Source organism: Janthinobacterium sp. BJB401 (assembly GCF_013372745.1).
Classification (GTDB): Bacteria; Pseudomonadota; Gammaproteobacteria; order Burkholderiales; family Burkholderiaceae_D; genus Janthinobacterium; species Janthinobacterium rivuli.
Genome location: NZ_JABXFH010000039.1, coordinates 24,643 through 40,489 on the forward strand (window position 1 = coordinate 24,643; position 15,847 = coordinate 40,489).

At 57.9% G+C, this 15,847-nt stretch carries 21 protein-coding genes; 11 read left to right on the forward strand and 10 right to left on the reverse strand.

Annotation, left to right across the window (positions count from 1 at the left end):
• Positions 1 to 114: 114 nt before the first annotated feature.
• Together HWE17_RS21360 and HWE17_RS21365 are read right to left on the reverse strand one after the other, a co-directional pair.
• Positions 115 to 1,134, reverse strand: coding sequence for a radical SAM protein (locus HWE17_RS21360; RefSeq protein WP_176390150.1), 1,020 nt, complete (start codon positions 1,132 to 1,134; stop codon positions 115 to 117).
• Between the two features lie 151 nt (positions 1,135 to 1,285).
• Entirely contained in the window at positions 1,286 to 1,525 is a 240-nt protein-coding gene (locus HWE17_RS21365; protein WP_176390151.1) for a hypothetical protein, read from the reverse strand.
• A gap of 1,450 nt (positions 1,526 to 2,975) precedes the next feature.
• Between HWE17_RS21365 and HWE17_RS21370 the strand changes: the two genes are divergently transcribed.
• Both HWE17_RS21370 and HWE17_RS21375 read left to right on the forward strand, forming a co-directional pair.
• Positions 2,976 to 3,197, forward strand: coding sequence for a DUF6434 domain-containing protein (locus tag HWE17_RS21370; RefSeq protein ID WP_099401951.1), 222 nt, complete (start codon positions 2,976 to 2,978; stop codon positions 3,195 to 3,197).
• A 30-nt stretch (positions 3,198 to 3,227) separates the two neighbouring features.
• Positions 3,228 to 3,686, forward strand: a complete 459-nt coding sequence (locus tag HWE17_RS21375) for a hypothetical protein (protein ID WP_176390152.1) — start codon at positions 3,228 to 3,230, stop codon at positions 3,684 to 3,686.
• A 3-nt stretch (positions 3,687 to 3,689) separates the two neighbouring features.
• On the opposite strand, the gene HWE17_RS21380 is transcribed toward HWE17_RS21375, so the two are convergent.
• Entirely contained in the window at positions 3,690 to 4,745 is a 1,056-nt protein-coding gene (locus tag HWE17_RS21380; protein WP_176390153.1) for an FAD-binding oxidoreductase, read from the reverse strand.
• Positions 4,746 to 4,767: 22 nt separating this feature from the next.
• Complete coding sequence (locus HWE17_RS21385; RefSeq protein ID WP_176390154.1) at positions 4,768 to 5,310, reverse strand: GNAT family N-acetyltransferase; 543 nt, start codon at positions 5,308 to 5,310, stop codon at positions 4,768 to 4,770.
• 90 nt (positions 5,311 to 5,400) lie between these two features.
• Between HWE17_RS21385 and HWE17_RS21390 the strand changes: the two genes are divergently transcribed.
• From HWE17_RS21390 to HWE17_RS21420, 7 genes are all read left to right on the forward strand, one after another.
• Positions 5,401 to 6,576: a citrate synthase family protein gene (locus tag HWE17_RS21390; RefSeq protein WP_176390155.1), complete on the forward strand. Its 1,176-nt coding sequence runs from the start codon at positions 5,401 to 5,403 to the stop codon at positions 6,574 to 6,576.
• A 45-nt stretch (positions 6,577 to 6,621) separates the two neighbouring features.
• On the forward strand, positions 6,622 to 7,146 hold the full coding sequence (locus HWE17_RS21395) for a MarR family winged helix-turn-helix transcriptional regulator (RefSeq protein WP_176390156.1): 525 nt from the start codon (positions 6,622 to 6,624) through the stop codon (positions 7,144 to 7,146).
• A 72-nt stretch (positions 7,147 to 7,218) separates the two neighbouring features.
• Complete coding sequence (locus HWE17_RS21400) at positions 7,219 to 7,671, forward strand: PaaI family thioesterase (protein WP_035818857.1); 453 nt, start codon at positions 7,219 to 7,221, stop codon at positions 7,669 to 7,671.
• Positions 7,672 to 7,768: 97 nt separating this feature from the next.
• Entirely contained in the window at positions 7,769 to 8,059 is a 291-nt protein-coding gene (locus HWE17_RS21405; RefSeq protein WP_035818856.1) for a hypothetical protein, read from the forward strand.
• Positions 8,060 to 8,455: 396 nt separating this feature from the next.
• Positions 8,456 to 8,995 (forward strand): hypothetical protein, encoded by a 540-nt coding sequence (locus HWE17_RS21410; protein WP_035818853.1) that lies wholly within the window; start codon positions 8,456 to 8,458, stop codon positions 8,993 to 8,995.
• A gap of 91 nt (positions 8,996 to 9,086) precedes the next feature.
• Positions 9,087 to 9,383 carry a T6SS effector amidase Tae4 family protein gene (locus HWE17_RS21415; RefSeq protein WP_176390157.1) on the forward strand — a complete coding sequence of 99 codons (297 nt, stop codon included), beginning with the start codon at positions 9,087 to 9,089 and terminating at the stop codon, positions 9,381 to 9,383.
• Positions 9,380 to 9,712, forward strand: a complete 333-nt coding sequence (locus tag HWE17_RS21420) for a hypothetical protein (protein ID WP_152598682.1) — start codon at positions 9,380 to 9,382, stop codon at positions 9,710 to 9,712. The genes HWE17_RS21415 and HWE17_RS21420 overlap by 4 nt, the downstream gene beginning before the upstream one ends.
• Before the next feature lie 55 nt (positions 9,713 to 9,767).
• Here HWE17_RS21420 and HWE17_RS21425 read toward each other — a convergent pair whose 3' ends face one another.
• Entirely contained in the window at positions 9,768 to 10,787 is a 1,020-nt protein-coding gene (locus HWE17_RS21425) for a tyrosine-type recombinase/integrase (RefSeq protein ID WP_255206340.1), read from the reverse strand.
• Positions 10,788 to 11,008: 221 nt separating this feature from the next.
• Between HWE17_RS21425 and HWE17_RS21430 the strand changes: the two genes are divergently transcribed.
• Positions 11,009 to 12,025 carry a DNA-binding protein gene (locus HWE17_RS21430; protein WP_176390158.1) on the forward strand — a complete coding sequence of 339 codons (1,017 nt, stop codon included), beginning with the start codon at positions 11,009 to 11,011 and terminating at the stop codon, positions 12,023 to 12,025.
• Positions 12,026 to 12,293: 268 nt separating this feature from the next.
• Here the strand turns inward: HWE17_RS21430 and HWE17_RS21435 are convergent, their stop codons facing one another.
• The 5 genes from HWE17_RS21435 to HWE17_RS21455 are packed head-to-tail and all read right to left on the reverse strand — an operon-like array spanning position 12,294 to position 14,619.
• Positions 12,294 to 12,785 carry a DUF3592 domain-containing protein gene (locus HWE17_RS21435; protein WP_176390159.1) on the reverse strand — a complete coding sequence of 164 codons (492 nt, stop codon included), beginning with the start codon at positions 12,783 to 12,785 and terminating at the stop codon, positions 12,294 to 12,296.
• Positions 12,782 to 13,225, reverse strand: coding sequence for a GNAT family N-acetyltransferase (locus tag HWE17_RS21440; protein ID WP_176390160.1), 444 nt, complete (start codon positions 13,223 to 13,225; stop codon positions 12,782 to 12,784). Before HWE17_RS21440 ends, HWE17_RS21435 begins: the two co-directional genes overlap by 4 nt.
• Positions 13,226 to 13,246: 21 nt before the next feature.
• Entirely contained in the window at positions 13,247 to 13,798 is a 552-nt protein-coding gene (locus HWE17_RS21445) for a hypothetical protein (RefSeq protein ID WP_176390161.1), read from the reverse strand.
• Complete coding sequence (locus HWE17_RS21450; protein WP_176390162.1) at positions 13,795 to 13,980, reverse strand: hypothetical protein; 186 nt, start codon at positions 13,978 to 13,980, stop codon at positions 13,795 to 13,797. Before HWE17_RS21450 ends, HWE17_RS21445 begins: the two co-directional genes overlap by 4 nt.
• Positions 13,981 to 14,010: 30 nt before the next feature.
• Entirely contained in the window at positions 14,011 to 14,619 is a 609-nt protein-coding gene (locus HWE17_RS21455) for a hypothetical protein (protein ID WP_176390163.1), read from the reverse strand.
• 188 nt (positions 14,620 to 14,807) lie between these two features.
• On the opposite strand from HWE17_RS21455, the gene HWE17_RS21460 reads away from it, so the two are divergent.
• Positions 14,808 to 15,755, forward strand: coding sequence for a DUF535 family protein (locus HWE17_RS21460; protein WP_176390164.1), 948 nt, complete (start codon positions 14,808 to 14,810; stop codon positions 15,753 to 15,755).
• Positions 15,756 to 15,847 lie beyond the last annotated feature (92 nt).

Consider the following 15,847-nt stretch of genomic DNA (forward strand, 5'->3'; position numbering starts at 1 on the left):
CGGAAGATGGGGCACATATAAAAAAAATTATTAATAAAATTGCATATCGATTCATTTTTGCCAATATTTTTCAAGTAAAATAATGAAATTTTAAAAAATATTCTCATTGCCACACTACTCCAAAACTGTAGGAATTTTGTAAAATTGAATAACTTGTACTTTTTTCGGCATCTCTTTGATTGGGCACAGCAAATCTAGCGGATTCATGCTTTGAAATCCCCTCATGAAACTTTGCATTGCTTTGTTCTCGATCGTTAATGTCCCATCACTATTGATTTTCCCGACCCCATTTCTCTCATCATTGAATGCGACCGTACATTTGGCTAAAGAACCATCAGCACGTATTACAAACGAATTAGGTAATGCTGCATAGCATGCCCTTACTGTGGATTCGATCACCTCGGATGTCCGAGGAAGATACCAACCAAGTTGCGTAAGATACGTGTTAAGTCCTGCAATAACTTCAGCAGAAGACATCATGAGATTCATTTCCTTTACTCTGTCACCGCCCCAATCACCAACAGCTTTAAAAAAAATAGAAAAACGTTCATCTGAATAAAACTCGTGATAAATTTTGTCTAGTAGTAATTTTACACTTTCAACGTTGTCTTTATGTAGATGAATACGTAGAACAATTTGGAATTGCAGTTTACTTGACTTTATCGAAATCAAATTAGACCAGATTTTTGAGAATGAGCCATTGCCAGAAGTAAGCTTTCTCGTTTTATCGTGTTCAATTTTGTCACCATCAAGGGATATTTGATAAGAACGAATGCCCAGCTCAGCTAAAGACTCGAAGGTAAATTTGTTTAGCGTGTAGGCATTTGTGGTGATGTCTGCATAAAAAACTGCTCCCGCTTCAGCAGCAGCTTGCTGTGCATAGGCAGTTATATCTTTCACTATATCTTTAGCAATTAACGGCTCACCGCCAAACCAACTCAATGAAAGCGAATGGATTTTAGATAGTCGTTTTCTGATTAAAATTTTTATTGCCTTAATTGTATCATCTTTCATTCTGCCAACTTCAAAATCTTCATAGCAATATGTGCATCGAAAATTACAATTTTCAGTTGGCAGCAAAATAAGCTGAAGGTGGTTTGGGTCTAGCAAGTTATAAAATTCTTTATTTATCATGAAATATCCAAAAAAATATAAATATATTTCTGTGAATCTTTAAAACTGCAATCTTATAATCTGAAGAGTATTTTATTGATGACGTGTATTCTAATTATTTTTATAATTGAATAAGCCTGCCTATTTTTTAAAAAGACAGGCCTAAAATTAGTTAACCGAGACCGCCAGGAGGCTTTGGAGTGGGGCTGGGGCTTGGGCAAAAAAAGTTAACTCCACAGATTGCATTATTGCCACTTCCAATTGGAGGTATCGGTGATGGTGATGGTGATGGTTTCGGTTTAGCTCCACCAGAAATTAACGCCAAAAGATGATCGTCAAGTACAACCATTTCTCCGTTTTCATCAAAAGTTATTGCTTCAATATCAACTGAAATAATGTTGGATTTCTTCATTTTAAATTCCGCATAATTAAAAATATTTAATAAATTAGTACATTTAAAAATCATAAAAATTCTCAATAATAATTTTTTACGATAGTGAGAATGTACTGAGCATTAGAGACTCTAATCAATCGATAATTTCAAATAGTCAACCTCATAGGTCAATGAATTAAACCCATAGCTTGGACGTAAAAAATATTAAATTACTGATTTCTTAGGCTCTCTTTGATTACTTAAAGGTGGCAAAGCAAGTGAACTTCCCTTGCATCTTCATGCTGGCTTACGATCTCCATCCTGAAAATAGGACTGGTCCTAATTTAAGCAATAGAACCGGAATTTCGCAGGCCGTTGGAATCTGCACGGTACAACACCAATGCAGGAGGTCATCGAATCGGCTAACTCGATTGTCAGCGATATGGGCCAGCAAATAGCACAGACCGCGCTCAGGGACCACACCACTCAGCTTGGCAATTCCGACCAGTGAGTAAGTCACGGCGGGAAACAGTTAATTGTGGCCGCCAATGGCCGCGCTGAGTACGGCGCGTTCGACAACTAAATGTCAAACGAGACGACTTACTGAGGCGCACCCGGACTGTTGCGGCTACGCTCGCCCGACAGCACGAACTGCACCTCGCGCGCGCCGCTCCCACTCCTTGACACGCATCCGGCGATGGCGCCAACCTGTCGATAATCAGCGCGATGGCAAGGGGCAACCAGGGCAGAAAGAGACGGCTAACCTCGCTTGCGAGCATGACGGTGCTTTACTAGTTCGTGCTGATAAATTCGACGGCTTGCTGGCGGAATAGTGGCTGAGAGATGGGCGCGAAATTTGATAGAACGCGGATATATTACTTGATTACGGAAGATGCCTCACTTTGCAAAATAGGAATATTGGCACAAACTTTGTCTACGGCCAGACGCATACCTGTAACAGCCTCAAAAACCGTACAAATTAACCTTCCTGTTACTGGCGCGCCCTATTCCCGAGGAACGCCATCAGGAGACACATTCATTTTTTTGCAAGTTCTGCTATTGCTCTACCTTGTTAAATTTCCTCTTTCTTGATTTGTAAATATAGAAAGAAACAAAGGTCAATGAGATTAAAAATATAATTATTCCGTTAAAAATGGAAGGGTTGCGCATTGAGAAATTCAGCAAGCAATAATAAATCCATGCGCATTCACTCAATAGGAAAAATAGCAGGGAAATCGATGTCGCGAAAAAAATTATCGACATAATGATGCTTTTATCAAAATTTTTCATGGCTATTCAAGAGTATTTGATGCAACAATCATCACTGCGCAGTGATGCTGCTTATCCTAAAGCCAATAAATTCTGCTGCATATAAGATTAGTCCTAAAAATTTCTGGATGGGATGATGCTGGCATACAATTCTGTCTCATCTCACCTCTCTGTCGGCATCCAGCTTGCGCTGTACGTCGGTATTACTAAGGAGCACAGCATGGATTTCGATTGGCACGGCGGCGTCATTACCCGGCAGACCAGCGTCGACGCCCGCTATAAAAACACGCAAAACGTCAGGCGCTTCCTGTTGGATCAGTGCGGCCCCGGATTCAGACTGGACCGTGATCTCATGGCCTGGATACGCGATGGCGCCGCCAAAACCATGGGCGATGTGGCCGATGAATGGATGCGTCGGCATACTCAAGCCGGCGATGCATAAATAAATATTGATAAGTACTGAAAGCTTTACATGATTCAATCAGCTGTCCTCAACAACTGGCTCGCCATGGCAAAAGACGATGCCGTGGAAATTGATCCCGACGACATCAACCACGAAGCCCGAACCAATATGTGGAGCTTTTCGCCCACGGACGAGGAAACGCCGCAGATCCATGCGGCCGATATCGTCGAGTTCATTGGTGAGGTGATCGCGGCGCGCAGTAGCGCACTCGCTGGCGAAGACATGCTGTTCTATTGCTGGCACGATGCGCAATGCCGGCAGTTGCGCTACAGCCTGGTGTCGCGCTCGCATGGCCGCTTGCCGTTTCGTTGCGAGTTGCGCGAAACGCAGGATCTGGCGCTGATCGCCGAGCGCGTGGTGAACGGGGACTGGCGCAACGAACATTATATGCAGTCACCATCGGAGAATGACGATGAGCAGGAGGCAGCGCCATTCGTCCTGCCCGTGTTCGTGGTGCCTGTGCCGTAGGAATCAGCACGCCAGAAAGCGCGCAGGCCGGCAAGCCTCCAGGGCTGACACGGGCTTGTCAGTGACGATTTCCTCGCTGGCCAGCTGCCCCACGATGGCTGCCAGCACGACACCCGGATGCATGGCGCACACGTACGCGCCTTCGACCTGGGGCAAGTAGCCGACGATGGGCACGCCATCGGCCGGCATGGGACGCAGGCCGATGCCGGCGAATTCTGGCGCGATGGCCTCGGCTCCTTCCAGTTCATTGCGGATCGCGCTGGCCGTGCGCTGCACCATGGCGGCGGGCTGGTTTTCCGGCGCATCGTCGAGGTAATCTTCCGCCGCCAGCATGGTGCCGTCCTCGCCTTGCCGCACTTCCATTGCATGGCTGGAAATAATGCCGTGCACCAGGCCCGGCGGCGCCTGGTAGCGCATGAAAATGGCGGGCGAGGCGTGGATGGGCAGGCTGGCGCCCAGCATCGCCGCCAGCGCAGCAGTTCCCGTGCCTGCCGCCAGCACGACCACGTCCGCTTCCATGAGGCCAGCGGCCGTTTTCACGCCCGTCACCCGCGCGTCCTGGACCACAAAACCCAGCACAGGCGTATGCGTGCGGATGGTCGCGCCCAGCACCCGGGCCGCTGCCAGCAAGGCGTGTGTGGCGGCAACGGCGTCGAGCGCGCCCTGTTCCGGCTCAAAGATCGCCTGTTCCGGCGGCTGCCGCAGACGCGGTTCAAGCTCGGTGATGCGCGCGCGGTCTATCAATAGGGACTCGGGCGACACCCGTCCATCCTGCGTGCCATACGACAAGGCTCCATGCCAGCGTACCGTCAAGCCGGGCACCTGCGTTTCCAGCCGGCGCCAGGCCGCGATGGCGCCGCCGCGCAGGGCCGCAATGGGGTCAATCCCGGCACAGGACGTATTAATCCAGGCAAACGACGTACCCGTCACGCCGCAAGCGATGCCGCCCGCCTCGACCACGGTGACTTTTTTACCCTTGCTGGCCAAGTGATATGCGAGCGAGGCGCCCACGATGCCGGCGCCGATGACGATGATGTGCTGGGGCTTTTCGCGATTCATATCTGTCAATTTTGTTTATTTATCACAGGGCATAGTCTACCCCAGCCGCCCGCAAATCCAGCACATAGGCATGGCCATCGACAACCTTGCCTGCCACGATGGCAATATCGGGCACAGCAATTCCCTGCACGAAACCGCAGCGTTCCAGCACGCGGATCGAGGCCGCATTGCCGTCAATGGCGTAGGCGCACAGACTGGCCAGCCGCCACTCGTCTTGCGCCAGGGCGATCAGGTGGTGCAGCGCGGCCGTGGCCAGGCCCTTGCCCGCTTGTTGTTCTCCGATGCGGTAGCCGACTTCGGCCGTTTGCGCTTGCCGGTCAATGTCCTTGAGGTTGGCGCGGCCGATCAATTGCCCGTGTTCGTCGACGATGACGCAGGGGTGCATGCGGCCCTGTGCGTGCTCGTCCAGGAATTGCGCGACGTGGGCCTGGATGCCGTCAGCGCTGTAAAAAGCATCGGGACGCCGGTCGATATGGCGCTCGAACCAAGTCCGGTTGGCTTGCTCGAAAGCCAGTAGCGGCGCGGCGTCGTCGGGGCGGAGGGTGCGAATGATGTGTGTACTCATGGGGACTCCTGGAAAGGCATGAGTCTAGTGACGCGCTGCCCGGCCCGTCAATATTGATTCTACGAATCAATATACAGATACAATCGCGCCATGAACAACGACTTATCCGCTTCTGACGCGGCGCGCCTCCTCGGCGTCAGCCTGCCCACTCTGTATTCCTACGTGAGCCGGGGCTTGCTGGCTTCCGTCAGCAAGGGAGACTCGCGCCGCAAGCGCTATCCGCAGGAGGACGTGCTGCGTCTGGCGGCCCGTAGAAATGACGCCAAGCGCGGCGGCCAGACGGCCGTGGCCGCCATGCACTGGGGCTTGCCCGTGCTCGAGACGCGGATTTCCCACATTCTCGATGGCCGGCTGCTGTACCGGGGATGCGATGCGACGGCGCTGGCCGAGTCCGCGACGCTGGAGACGGCCGCCGGCCTGCTGTGGGACGACAACGCGACAGACTATTTCCAGCAAGATGCGCCGGCCCTGCCGCCAGGACTGGCCTGCGCATCAGATGCGAAGCCGCTGGCACGCGCCATGCTGGCCATGGCCATGCTGTCGTCCCTGCCTGCGCCTGCTGACATGCTGCAGTCCGGCCCAGCCTTGATGCGCCTGCTGGCCGCCTCCCTGCTGCAGACGGCGCCATCCGCCTTACCGCTGCACCAGCAACTGGCCCAGGCGTGGCAGGCGGACCCGGACCAGACTGAATTGCTGCGCGCCGCCCTCGTGCTGCTGGCCGACCATGAATTGAATGCGTCGACCTTTGCCGTGCGCTGCGTCGCCTCGACGGGCGCCAGCCTGCCGGCCGCACTGGGGGCCGGATTGGCGGCCTTGTCCGGAGACAGACACGGCGGCGGCAGCGCGGCGGCCAGGTGCATGTTGACGCAGGTGCTGGCCGCGCCAGACGCCAGGGATAGCATCGACGCCTTTTACAAGAGCATTACGCCGGAATTCGCCGGCTTTGGCCACCCGCTGTATCCGCTGGGCGACCCGCGCGCCGCGTATCTGCTGGACCGTCTGTCGGCGCTGTCGCAAGCGTATCCGCAGTTGCGCGCCATCCTGGCGGCGTGCGCGGTGGCGGGCGAACTGCTCGATGCGCGTCCGAACGCTGATCTGGCACTGGCGGCCATGGAGCTGGCGTTCGGCTGGCCCGAGGGCGCAGCATTGAGCGTGTTTGCCCTGGCCCGCTCGGCCGGCTGGATCGCGCATGCCGCCGAGCAAGCCGCCAGCGCGGCGCTGATACGGCCACGCGCACGCTATATCGGACGCCACCAGCGCGACTGACAATAGTCGCTTGATTTATTACGCATACGTAGTAGTATACTTCGTATGCGTACCAATAATTCTCCTACTTCAGACGTCCCCGATGCCGCCGCCTGCCCGTTGGGCGAGCGTTCGCCGCGCCTGTTCAATCTGCTCAACCTGGCGCGGCAGAATCTGTTCCGCTCGGCCGACGCCGTCTTTACCAGCGAACTGGGTTTTTCCGGCACGCAAGTCGTCGCCCTGTTCGCCCTGAAGGGCGAGGAAGGCTGTCAATTGAAGGATCTGGGGCGGGCGCTACAACTGAAAAACTCGGCCGTCACGGGCCTGGTGGCGCGCATGGAAGAAAACGGCCTGATCGTGCGCGGCCAGTCTGCGCTCGATGCGCGCGCCGGCACCCTGCACATGTCGCCCAGGGGTGGCGAGGTGCTGGCCGCCGCCCTGCCCCTGCTCGACAGCCTGAATGAACAACTGAAAGCGGGTTTCAGCGAGGAAGAGCTGGCCGTCGTCGCCCGCTTCCTGCTGCACGCCTCGCGCCTGCGTTTTGCGCAAGATCAAGCCAACCCACAGACAAAAGCTGGGGTCAGACCCTGAGGGTCTGACCCCGGTCATTGCCGTTGGGTTAAGCATTTTCATCCCCTTTTTTCTAACCCACAGGAGTTACCCATGCACCCCAACGACATGACCGGCTTGCAACTGATGCAAGCTTTCGCGCAAGGCCTGTTTCCACGGCCCGGCATTTCCAAGACCATGCCCATGGATGCGCACACGGTCGAGCATGGCCGCGTCGTCTTCACGGCCACGGCGAATGAAACGCACACCAATCCCATGGGTGGCGTGCATGGCGGATTCGCCGCCACCGTGCTCGACACGGTCACCGGCTGCGCCACGCACACGGTCTTGCCGGCCGGCGAAAGCTACGGCACGACGGACCTGAACATCAAGATGTGCCGCCCCCTGCCCTTCAACGTGACGGTGTTTGCAGAAGGCAAGGTCATCAATGCGGGACGCAACCTGGTCATTTCCGAAGGCACGATCCGCGACGAAGCCGGTAAAGTGTACGCGCACGCGACGGCCACCTGCATGATCATCCGCCCGCGGGAGCAGGCGGCCGCATGATACGGCCTGGCAGCACCGCGGAAGCCTGGCGTGTGCTCCTGGCTTGCCATGGGAGCAACAACGCCATACACTGAGCCATTCTGCCCGAGGTCAAACGATGGTTAAAAAGATTGCTGTCCTCGGCTTACTGGTTGGCATCGCCTTCGATATGCTGCCTCATGCGTTTGAGGTCGTTGCCAAGACCAATATTTGCCGCGAATCATGCTCCAACTTGCTGAAGGTCGTGTCGGTCGTCATCTACGCGACCTTGCCCATAGCCTGGGGCGCGCTTCTGGGGATAGTGATTGGAAAGCATCACGCAACGCGGATAGTGTGTATCAGCGCGCTATTCTCTCTGACAGTCATGGCAGTCTTGACCTGGTTTCTCTACAAGCAGCAACATCCCTGATTTTCAAGCGCAATGCTTTTTTTGGGGCGGCCTCAGTCCGCCGGTTTCTTCTTCGCCTTCAATAAACTGCCGGCCGCATCCTTCTCGAAGCGGCCCTGAAAGGATGTGCGCTGCGGCCAGCCCCTAGGCTGTAAGCTGGGAATGCGGACGAGGATGGCTTTTTGTATCGCTGGCTTGGCGGTGTGCTTCCCGCGCACCGCAAGACGGGGTTGGCGCAGCGTATGCTGCCTCTAAATGCCTCACAAAGCTGCATGCATATCTCCTACTTGCCAAAGAGGCAATGATGCCATACACTCAACCATGCTGGATCCTTGAGTCGACAGCATGAGATGCTACATCGCAGGCGCCCATGCTAACTCGTCGTTTTGCAATGTCTAACAGGTTGGGCCTAAAAATATGAAACTACCCGTTCAGCTTGAAAAACTGCATCAAGTCGCTGATGCTGCCGCAATTAAGTTTAAAACTTCCGCCGATATGGTCTTCGAGCCTTGTGGCCTTATCCTGGAAATGATTCAAATAGAAGAGCAATACTGGTGCACCCCTACCAACGTCGTTCCCTTTGCAAGCACAGGCGGGGACGGTGTCCATTACAGTTATCTCAAAGATTTTGTATCCACTAACGGAACTTTGCCTATCATAATGACTCTGCCATCCGCAGACGAAAACAACGTAGTGATCGCCGAGTCCTTTGAGGAATTCTTTAATTTGGGCTACTACGTCGGTTGGTACTCGCTCGAGCAGCTGGTATATCAAGAGGAGCAGGCAATCGACTACTTTATAAAACCCGATGAGGAACACCGTGATGATGCAGAGTCTCGCCTGGAATACATGCGGGAGGCTTTGCAGATGCGTCCTGTTCCGCCGCAGATGGCGCGGCTCGCCAAGCTGCGCGAGCAATATTTCGATCTTTTGCTCATCCCGGAATTGCCTGAATAAACCCAGTCACCCATTCAACCGGACGCGCTGGCGGACACCCTCAACCCGCCGCCCTCTTCTTCGCCTTCAATAAACTACAGCCTTTTGCGGCTTGCCAAATAAGCCCGAGGACGTCACCGGCAAGGAGTGGGAATCCAAGGTCAAGGCGCGCACCGCTATCATCATGTTTCATGCTGACTGGACTCGCGATGGGGAAGCACCCGACAGCGCAAGCGGAGGCTATATTGATTTTTGGAATGGCAAGCGAATGACGGTCTCTGGCGCTGAAGGTTTCATCGCGGTGGTGGGCAGAAGAATTGGCGTATCAAGTGCTCATATTCCCGGCACCTCGATTGGCTACTCGGACTTGAGCAACGCGAGCGTCATCCTGTTTTGGGAGGTCAAGTGAAACGTATCGGCTTATCAGTAGGGTTTCTTATTGCTGGACTGCTAACAAGCTGGGCTGCAACGGTCGCTGGCAGTCACCTGCCGTTCTGGTTTCATGTCAAGCTGTTGCGCCACGACTCCAGCGCTTGCTACGAAATAGGGCCGTGTTCGGTATCCTGGTGGGTCACTGCCGCGCTTGTCGCCTATCTTCTTGGCCCATCGTTCATTTTTATGGTGACGGGATGGCTTAGCGCAAAGCCCGGCGTGACCACATCTAAAAAACTGAGCAGACTCTTGCTGCTGGCAGTCTTTACGTTTGCACTGTATTTGCTCGGGTATGTCATCAGTTGAATGTGGGATAACAATCGGTCAACTGGCGCTCCGCTGCACGGTGTCGTCGGGCGCCTCAGCCCGCCGCCTTCTTCTTCGCCTTCAACAAACTCCCGGCCGCATTTTCCTCGAAGCGTCCTGCCTCTTCTATATAGCCATGCACGGTGCCGTCGTGGCGCCAGCCGCCCTGGCGCTTGATGGCCTGGAAATCGGCGCCGGCCCGGTGGGCGCTGGTGGCCATGCCGCGGCGCAGGCTGTGGCTCGATAGTTCCGGCACGTAATCGAGCTCCGCCAGCCTGGCGCAGCCCTCCAGTATCGTGTTGATGCTGCTCGCGTGCAATCCCTTCGCGCCCACGTGCCCCCACTGGTTCACCGTGCGCAATAGCGGGCCCGTGCGGATGTGCGCGGCGGCCAGCCAGGCGCGCAAGGCCGTGGCAGGACAGCAGACGCCGTCACCGAACGGAATCGCCTTGACGATGCCCTCCCCCAGTTGATCCGTTTTCGAGCGGGGCAAGGTGATGACCATGCCCTGCGGCTCCCAGCTCACGTCTTCCAGCATCAACCCCACCAGTTCGCTGCGCCGGAAACCGCCAAAAAAGCCCAGCTGCAGCAAGGCGCTGTCGCGCAAGGCCTTGACCTTGCCCAGCGCGGCCAGTCTGGACACGATCGTTTCCAGATCTTCCAATGGCAAGGCCTTGGCCTTTTTCTTTGGCTTGCCGTGCAGGCGGGCGATGCCGGCCAGGGTTTTGCGCACGGTGGGCGTGGACGCGGGGTCGGCAAAGCCCTGGTACACATGCCATTGCGACAGGGCCGTCAGGCGCAGGGCCAGGGTGCGGGCGTTCAGGCTGTCCGCATACGCCATCAGGTAACGGATGACGGTGGACTCGTCGGCGGGCAGCGCCCCGCCCCAGGCCTGGAAGTGGCGGATGGCGGAACGGTAGGTGCGGCGCGTGTTATCGGACGTGGCGGCGGCGAGAAATGCCTGGTGACGCGCGGTCAGCTCCGCATCGATCAGGGCGCCGTGTAAGGGCGCGGTGGCGGTGGCGATGCTTTTTGACACGGCGGCACGGCGTTTCGAGAGGGGCAAATCAGGCATGGCGGCGGCGAAATCGCGGTTTTGTACTGGGAGACACACAGAATAGCATGCCAAACACCCCCATAACACGCGATAAGCAATCTTATCGTGACTTATATTTTTCAAGGAACGCAAAAATTTATATCGTAATCTTATGCGATATTACGTATCATGTAATACGTTACTAAATTTCGCTCATAGGTGGTTTTATGGCCCGTACCGGCATTCTGTACTCTGATGTTATGAAAGCAGCCCAAATCGTCACTGCCGATGGGCGCAATCCCACGGTCGACAGCGTGCGCGAAGCGCTGGGCAGCACGGGCAGCAAGAGCACCATCGCTCCCCTGCTCAAGCGCTGGAAGGAAGAGTTCCAGGGCGCGGGCGCCGTCAAAACGGAAGCGGGCTTGCCGGCGGAGCTGATGGAAGCGATGCGCGGCGTCTATGAAAAACAGCAGCGCGACGTGGCGCAGCAGCTGGAAACGGGCATGCAGCAGAATCGCGCCGAACTCGACGCGGCGCTGGAAAAATTGAAAAAGACGGAAATGGAACGATTGAAACTGACGGAGGCGCGCGCCGCCCTCACCCAGGAATTGCGCGCCACGCAGCACGCACTGGCGCAACTGAAGGAAGAACACCATTTTCGCGCCGTCACCCTGGCCACCTTGCACAGCGATAACGCGGGCCTGACGCAGCGTCTGGCCGACCGGGGCGAGGACATCGCCGCCCTGAACCGCCAGCTGGCGCAGGTGCGTTCGCAGTTCGACCATTATCAGGAAGCGGCTGCCACCCAGCGCAGCGAGGAACGGGCCCAGGCACAGCAGCGGGAAAGCAGGCTGGAGCAGGAAAACGCCCAGCTGCAGCAGCGTTTGCAGGGCCAGCAAGCCAACCTTGTGCAGCAAGACATGCGGCTGGCGCAGTTGCAGGCGGAGCACGCGCGCCTGGCTGACGAAGCGGCCGCCGACCGCGCAGCGCTGGCCACCGTGCGTCCCGAGCGCGACCAGTTCGAATTTCAATACCTGCAGGCGGCCGCGTCGGCCGACGCCCTGCTGGCCAAGCTCGATACGGCCCTGCTGGCGCTGAACGACGCCAAGGTGGCGCTGGCCGCGCAAGACCGGCAGCTCGACATGCTGGCGGAAAATGGGCAACTATCGCAGCAGAAAATGGAAGCATGGGCGCAGGAGCGCGACGGCTTGTTGCGCGACAATGCCGGCATGGCGGCGCGCTTGGCGCTGCACGACAAGGAGCAGCGCGATGCTTGAACCGGTTACATGGCCTGGGATGTATATGCTGGTCCCAGAACGGGCAGCGCCAGTTTCCAGGGCTTGCCCCACTAATCACCTGCCCGATGACGGCCGGCGGGGACGAGTATGTTATCTCAGCGTTCCATTTGAACTGCCGAAAAGCCGCCTGCAATGCGCGCGCTGGTGCGCGCTCGCAACGGACTTCGGCAATGTGCGGTCATCGTTTTCCCATATGACGACCGGGGCATGGATGTCGAGCCATGGATACCACGTTTGGCGGAGCGGATCAGGCTGGGGGCGCTCGCTTGCGGGCTTCCGACACGCCCACCACGAACAGGACGAGCGCCACGGCAACGCCAAAATAATCGAGGAAATCGAGGCCGGCGAGAAACACGGCGGTCTCGTTCGGGGCGCTCGGCCGGAAATGCACGCGGATGTGCGCGCCTGGCGCCATGCTGGCCAGGCGCCAGGCCGTGACGGACTGGTTGCGGTGGCAGCCGGTGTTGCCGATGCGCGAAACACCGATGCGCGAACTGCGGTAAACCTTGCCATCCACGCTGTAGCGGTAGCTTAGTTTGACGCACCAGTCCTGCGACTTGCCCGTACGCTGATACATGCTGCTGCGTACGATTTCGGCGTTGGCCACGGGCCATGCGGGCGACGTGAGCTTGTCGTACGCGCGCCAGAAGGAAAAATAGCCTGCCGAAATGGCGAGCAGGATCAGGAACCAGCCCATCATTCTCGCCAGGGCCGGGTCCATCGCACCTGGATCCTTCATCGCACAGGTGCCCCGGCCTGGTAGCGCACCCGTACCCACGCGCCCATGGCGTCCACGCCGCTGTCCGCCGCGTCTTCGATCCAGCCCGCGCGCGCATAAAAGCGCCGCGCACCCGTATTGGCCAGCTGCGTCTTGAGGCTCAGGTGAGGGCCGAAGCGGGCGACAACGGCCGCCAGCAGGTGCGCGCCGATGCCCAGGCCGCTGTGCGCCGGGTGCACGTACAAATGGTGCAGGAAGTACTCCGGGGCGTCGCCCGTGTACACGGCGGCAAAGCCGGTGACGCTGCCATCGGACTCGGCAACGAGGATGGCTTCGCCCTGCGTCGCCGCCGTGAAAACGACGCTGCCGGCGACCGGGCCGAAGGCGTCGCGCCCGGCCAGGGCCAGGATGGCGGTGCAGGACTGCGTGTCCCCGCTGGCGAAAGGTCGAATCAGGCACATGGCTGGCGCGTTATCCATTCCTTACAGGCGGCGGTTCAGCACGCTGTCGATATCATGGGTTTTCAGCTCCACCTGGAGCACGCCGTCTTGCAGCCAGTAGCCGTCGGCTCCCTGTTGCAGCGCCTCCATGTCGAGCGTGCCCAGGCTTGGCGCGATGGCGCCAGCGAGCAAGGCCGCAGCGTCATCCCATTCTCCATAAAACAGTTTCAGATACCAGCCGTCGTCGTGGGCAAAGGCGAGGAAGCGGCTGCGCAAGGCGGGCAGCGGCGCGAGCGCGCCATGGTGGCCGAGCATCGCGGCCACGTGCGCATCATCGGAAGCGGACGGCGCACCCTGCCAATCGGCCCAGGCATGGCTGCCCCAGGCATGGATATCTTCGTGCGCCAGGGCTGGCAGTTGCTGCCGCGTCAAGGTCTGCCAGGCGGCAGGCTTTTTGAGCGTGCCGGCACTGCCCCTGCGCAGCACGATGCCATCCGCCTTGCCGAGGGCAGCAATACAATCCTTGAATTCAATGCCGGAAGCGACCAGCATGCGCTCGGCCGGATCGTGCCAGATATACAGATAATGTCTCAAGTAGTGGTCCGTTTTGGTGTCGTCGACGTGTTCAGGGCCACAGCGGCGCGTATCAGCGCGCGCACGCTGGCCAGGGTTTTGCCGCGCCAGTGCGCCAGCGAGGCGATTTTCGCATCGAGCTGGCTGGCGGCGGAGGCGGCATTCTCCGCCACATCTTCGGGCGGCGTGCACGGTTCGTTCATGGCTGGCATCTCCTTCACCGCGCGCGCGCCTTACTGCGCTGGGTTGGCCATGCAGGGAACCAGCGCGGCAAGGAACTGGTCGCGCAAAGCCTGGTACTGCGCATCCGTCGCGAATTCCCGCTTGTCTGCCGGCTGATTGAGCAGGTAGGCGGTGGCGACCGTCCCGCTGGCGGCATGCAGCAAGGTGTATACGCTGATCACGCCCGACGATTGCGTGATATACGGGTTATTCAATCCTAGCACTTCCACGCCCTGGCGCGTGTCCGTTTCCAGCGGCACCAGCTGTGGCGGCTTGCTGTTGGCGGACATCTGCTGCATTTGCGCCAGGATCGTGTCACGGTCGGCGGCAAACCTGCCTTCAGCGCTGCGTTCGATCTTCAGGTTCACGAAGGGCAAGCTGCTCTTGTGGAACAGCATCAGCCGATAGCCGTCGGCCACCGATACCTGCCCCTCACCCGTTGCCAGCTTGACGCTGCGCGTCGTCACGTGGGCGGGCAGGCGGTCCTGCTGCCTGAACTGAAACTCGCTGCGATTGATGCATTGGGCCAAGGGCCCCAGGGGATCGGCCGTGCGGTCTTGCGCGTGGGCGGCCAGTGCGGCAAGCAGCATGGGAATGACAAGCAATTGGCGGTGGTTCATGAAAGGCATCAGTCATCGGGTTGGCGAGCAGGGAGAATAAGCGCCAGTATTACTAAAAGGCAAATGTTTAGTTGTCATCCTCTAAATATGGATGGAACAGCGTCTTAATATGAAATTCACCCGGCCCACGTAGCATTCAGATTGGCAAGGCTCTCATTGTGCAGCGCCTGCCATTTTCCGGCTGAACCATGACTGACATCGCTTTATCCCTGCGCCACGGCGCCGCCCTACCCCGCCGTGCCAGCGGACACCGCCTGAAAGCGGCGCTGGGCGCCCTCTTCTTTCCACGCCAGCGCACGCGCTGGCAAGCCTTCCTGGGCAGCATGCCGGGCCTGAATTCGCTGGCGCAGCTGCATCCTTGTTTGCGCTTCAAGATCTACCGCCCGTACGCCTCGCGCCAACTCGGTTGCACGGACCGCCTGGCCTTGCTGGAAGGGCATTACCGTTTCCTGTGGCAAGCGGGCGCGCGCACCCTGGTCGAGCGGGCCGCGCGCCAAGCGGTGGTGCTGGCCGCGTTTGACGGCAAGGATGGGGCGCTGTACCGCTTGCAGCTGACGGCCATCCACGACAGCTACCGCGAAGGCGAACTGTGCCTGCGCCTGACGCGCGACGGCCAGCCATTCTACCTGGCCAGTTTTTTATTCCTGCCGCGCGCCGATGGCGTCTCGCTGCAGCTGGGCGCTCTGCAAGGCTTGCGCTCGGAAGCGGGCAAGCTGGCCGTCAAGGAAGCCACGCGGGCGCTGCACGGTTGCCGCCCGAAAAACCTGATGGTGACGGCCTTGCGCGATTTCGGCGATTTTTTTGCCTGCAATAACCTGTTCTTGATCAGCAACGACAACCGCAGCGCCCTGAATGCGCGGCGCCGCCGCCATATCGCCGCCGATTACGACCATGTGTGGCAGGAATTGCACGCCTTGCGCATGCGCGACGGTAATTATCACTTGCCCTGCGCGGCTTACCGGGCGCCGGAGCTGGCCGCCGTGCCGTCGAAGAAACGCGCCGATGCGCGCCGGCGCGGCGAATTGCTGCAATGTATGTCCGCCGACATGCGCGCGCAGCTGGCGGGTTTGCTGGACGCGCCCATGGCTGAAAAATGCGCAAGCGCAAGCCTTGGCATACTGACAAAAATGCCATAAACCTCAGGAAGCCTTCATGTTGGGGCCGTATCCTGCACCGGGCATGCCAGCCACCTTCTGCAAGGGCCGGCGTGCATTCGATCCACCCTGGA

Excerpts from the sequence above, each read along its gene's own strand:
- HWE17_RS21400 (WP_035818857.1), top strand. The coding sequence starts at position 7,219 with ATGCACCCCAACGACATGACCGGCTTGCAACTGATGCAAGCTTTCGCG.
- HWE17_RS21375 (WP_176390152.1), top strand. The coding sequence starts at position 3,228 with ATGATTCAATCAGCTGTCCTCAACAACTGGCTCGCCATGGCAAAAGAC.
- HWE17_RS21440 (WP_176390160.1), bottom strand. The coding sequence starts at position 13,225 with ATGTGCCTGATTCGACCTTTCGCCAGCGGGGACACGCAGTCCTGCACC.
- HWE17_RS21460 (WP_176390164.1), top strand. The coding sequence starts at position 14,808 with ATGACTGACATCGCTTTATCCCTGCGCCACGGCGCCGCCCTACCCCGC.
- HWE17_RS21385 (WP_176390154.1), bottom strand. The coding sequence starts at position 5,310 with ATGAGTACACACATCATTCGCACCCTCCGCCCCGACGACGCCGCGCCG.
- HWE17_RS21455 (WP_176390163.1), bottom strand. The coding sequence starts at position 14,619 with ATGAACCACCGCCAATTGCTTGTCATTCCCATGCTGCTTGCCGCACTG.
- HWE17_RS21380 (WP_176390153.1), bottom strand. The coding sequence starts at position 4,745 with ATGAATCGCGAAAAGCCCCAGCACATCATCGTCATCGGCGCCGGCATC.
- HWE17_RS21435 (WP_176390159.1), bottom strand. The coding sequence starts at position 12,785 with ATGAAGGATCCAGGTGCGATGGACCCGGCCCTGGCGAGAATGATGGGC.
- HWE17_RS21430 (WP_176390158.1), top strand. The coding sequence starts at position 11,009 with ATGAAAGCAGCCCAAATCGTCACTGCCGATGGGCGCAATCCCACGGTC.
- HWE17_RS21390 (WP_176390155.1), top strand. The coding sequence starts at position 5,401 with ATGAACAACGACTTATCCGCTTCTGACGCGGCGCGCCTCCTCGGCGTC.
- HWE17_RS21425 (WP_255206340.1), bottom strand. The coding sequence starts at position 10,787 with ATGCCTGATTTGCCCCTCTCGAAACGCCGTGCCGCCGTGTCAAAAAGC.
- HWE17_RS21365 (WP_176390151.1), bottom strand. The coding sequence starts at position 1,525 with ATGAAGAAATCCAACATTATTTCAGTTGATATTGAAGCAATAACTTTT.
- HWE17_RS21360 (WP_176390150.1), bottom strand. The coding sequence starts at position 1,134 with ATGATAAATAAAGAATTTTATAACTTGCTAGACCCAAACCACCTTCAG.
- HWE17_RS21370 (WP_099401951.1), top strand. The coding sequence starts at position 2,976 with ATGGATTTCGATTGGCACGGCGGCGTCATTACCCGGCAGACCAGCGTC.
- HWE17_RS21410 (WP_035818853.1), top strand. The coding sequence starts at position 8,456 with ATGAAACTACCCGTTCAGCTTGAAAAACTGCATCAAGTCGCTGATGCT.
- HWE17_RS21395 (WP_176390156.1), top strand. The coding sequence starts at position 6,622 with ATGCGTACCAATAATTCTCCTACTTCAGACGTCCCCGATGCCGCCGCC.
- HWE17_RS21450 (WP_176390162.1), bottom strand. The coding sequence starts at position 13,980 with ATGAACGAACCGTGCACGCCGCCCGAAGATGTGGCGGAGAATGCCGCC.
- HWE17_RS21405 (WP_035818856.1), top strand. The coding sequence starts at position 7,769 with ATGGTTAAAAAGATTGCTGTCCTCGGCTTACTGGTTGGCATCGCCTTC.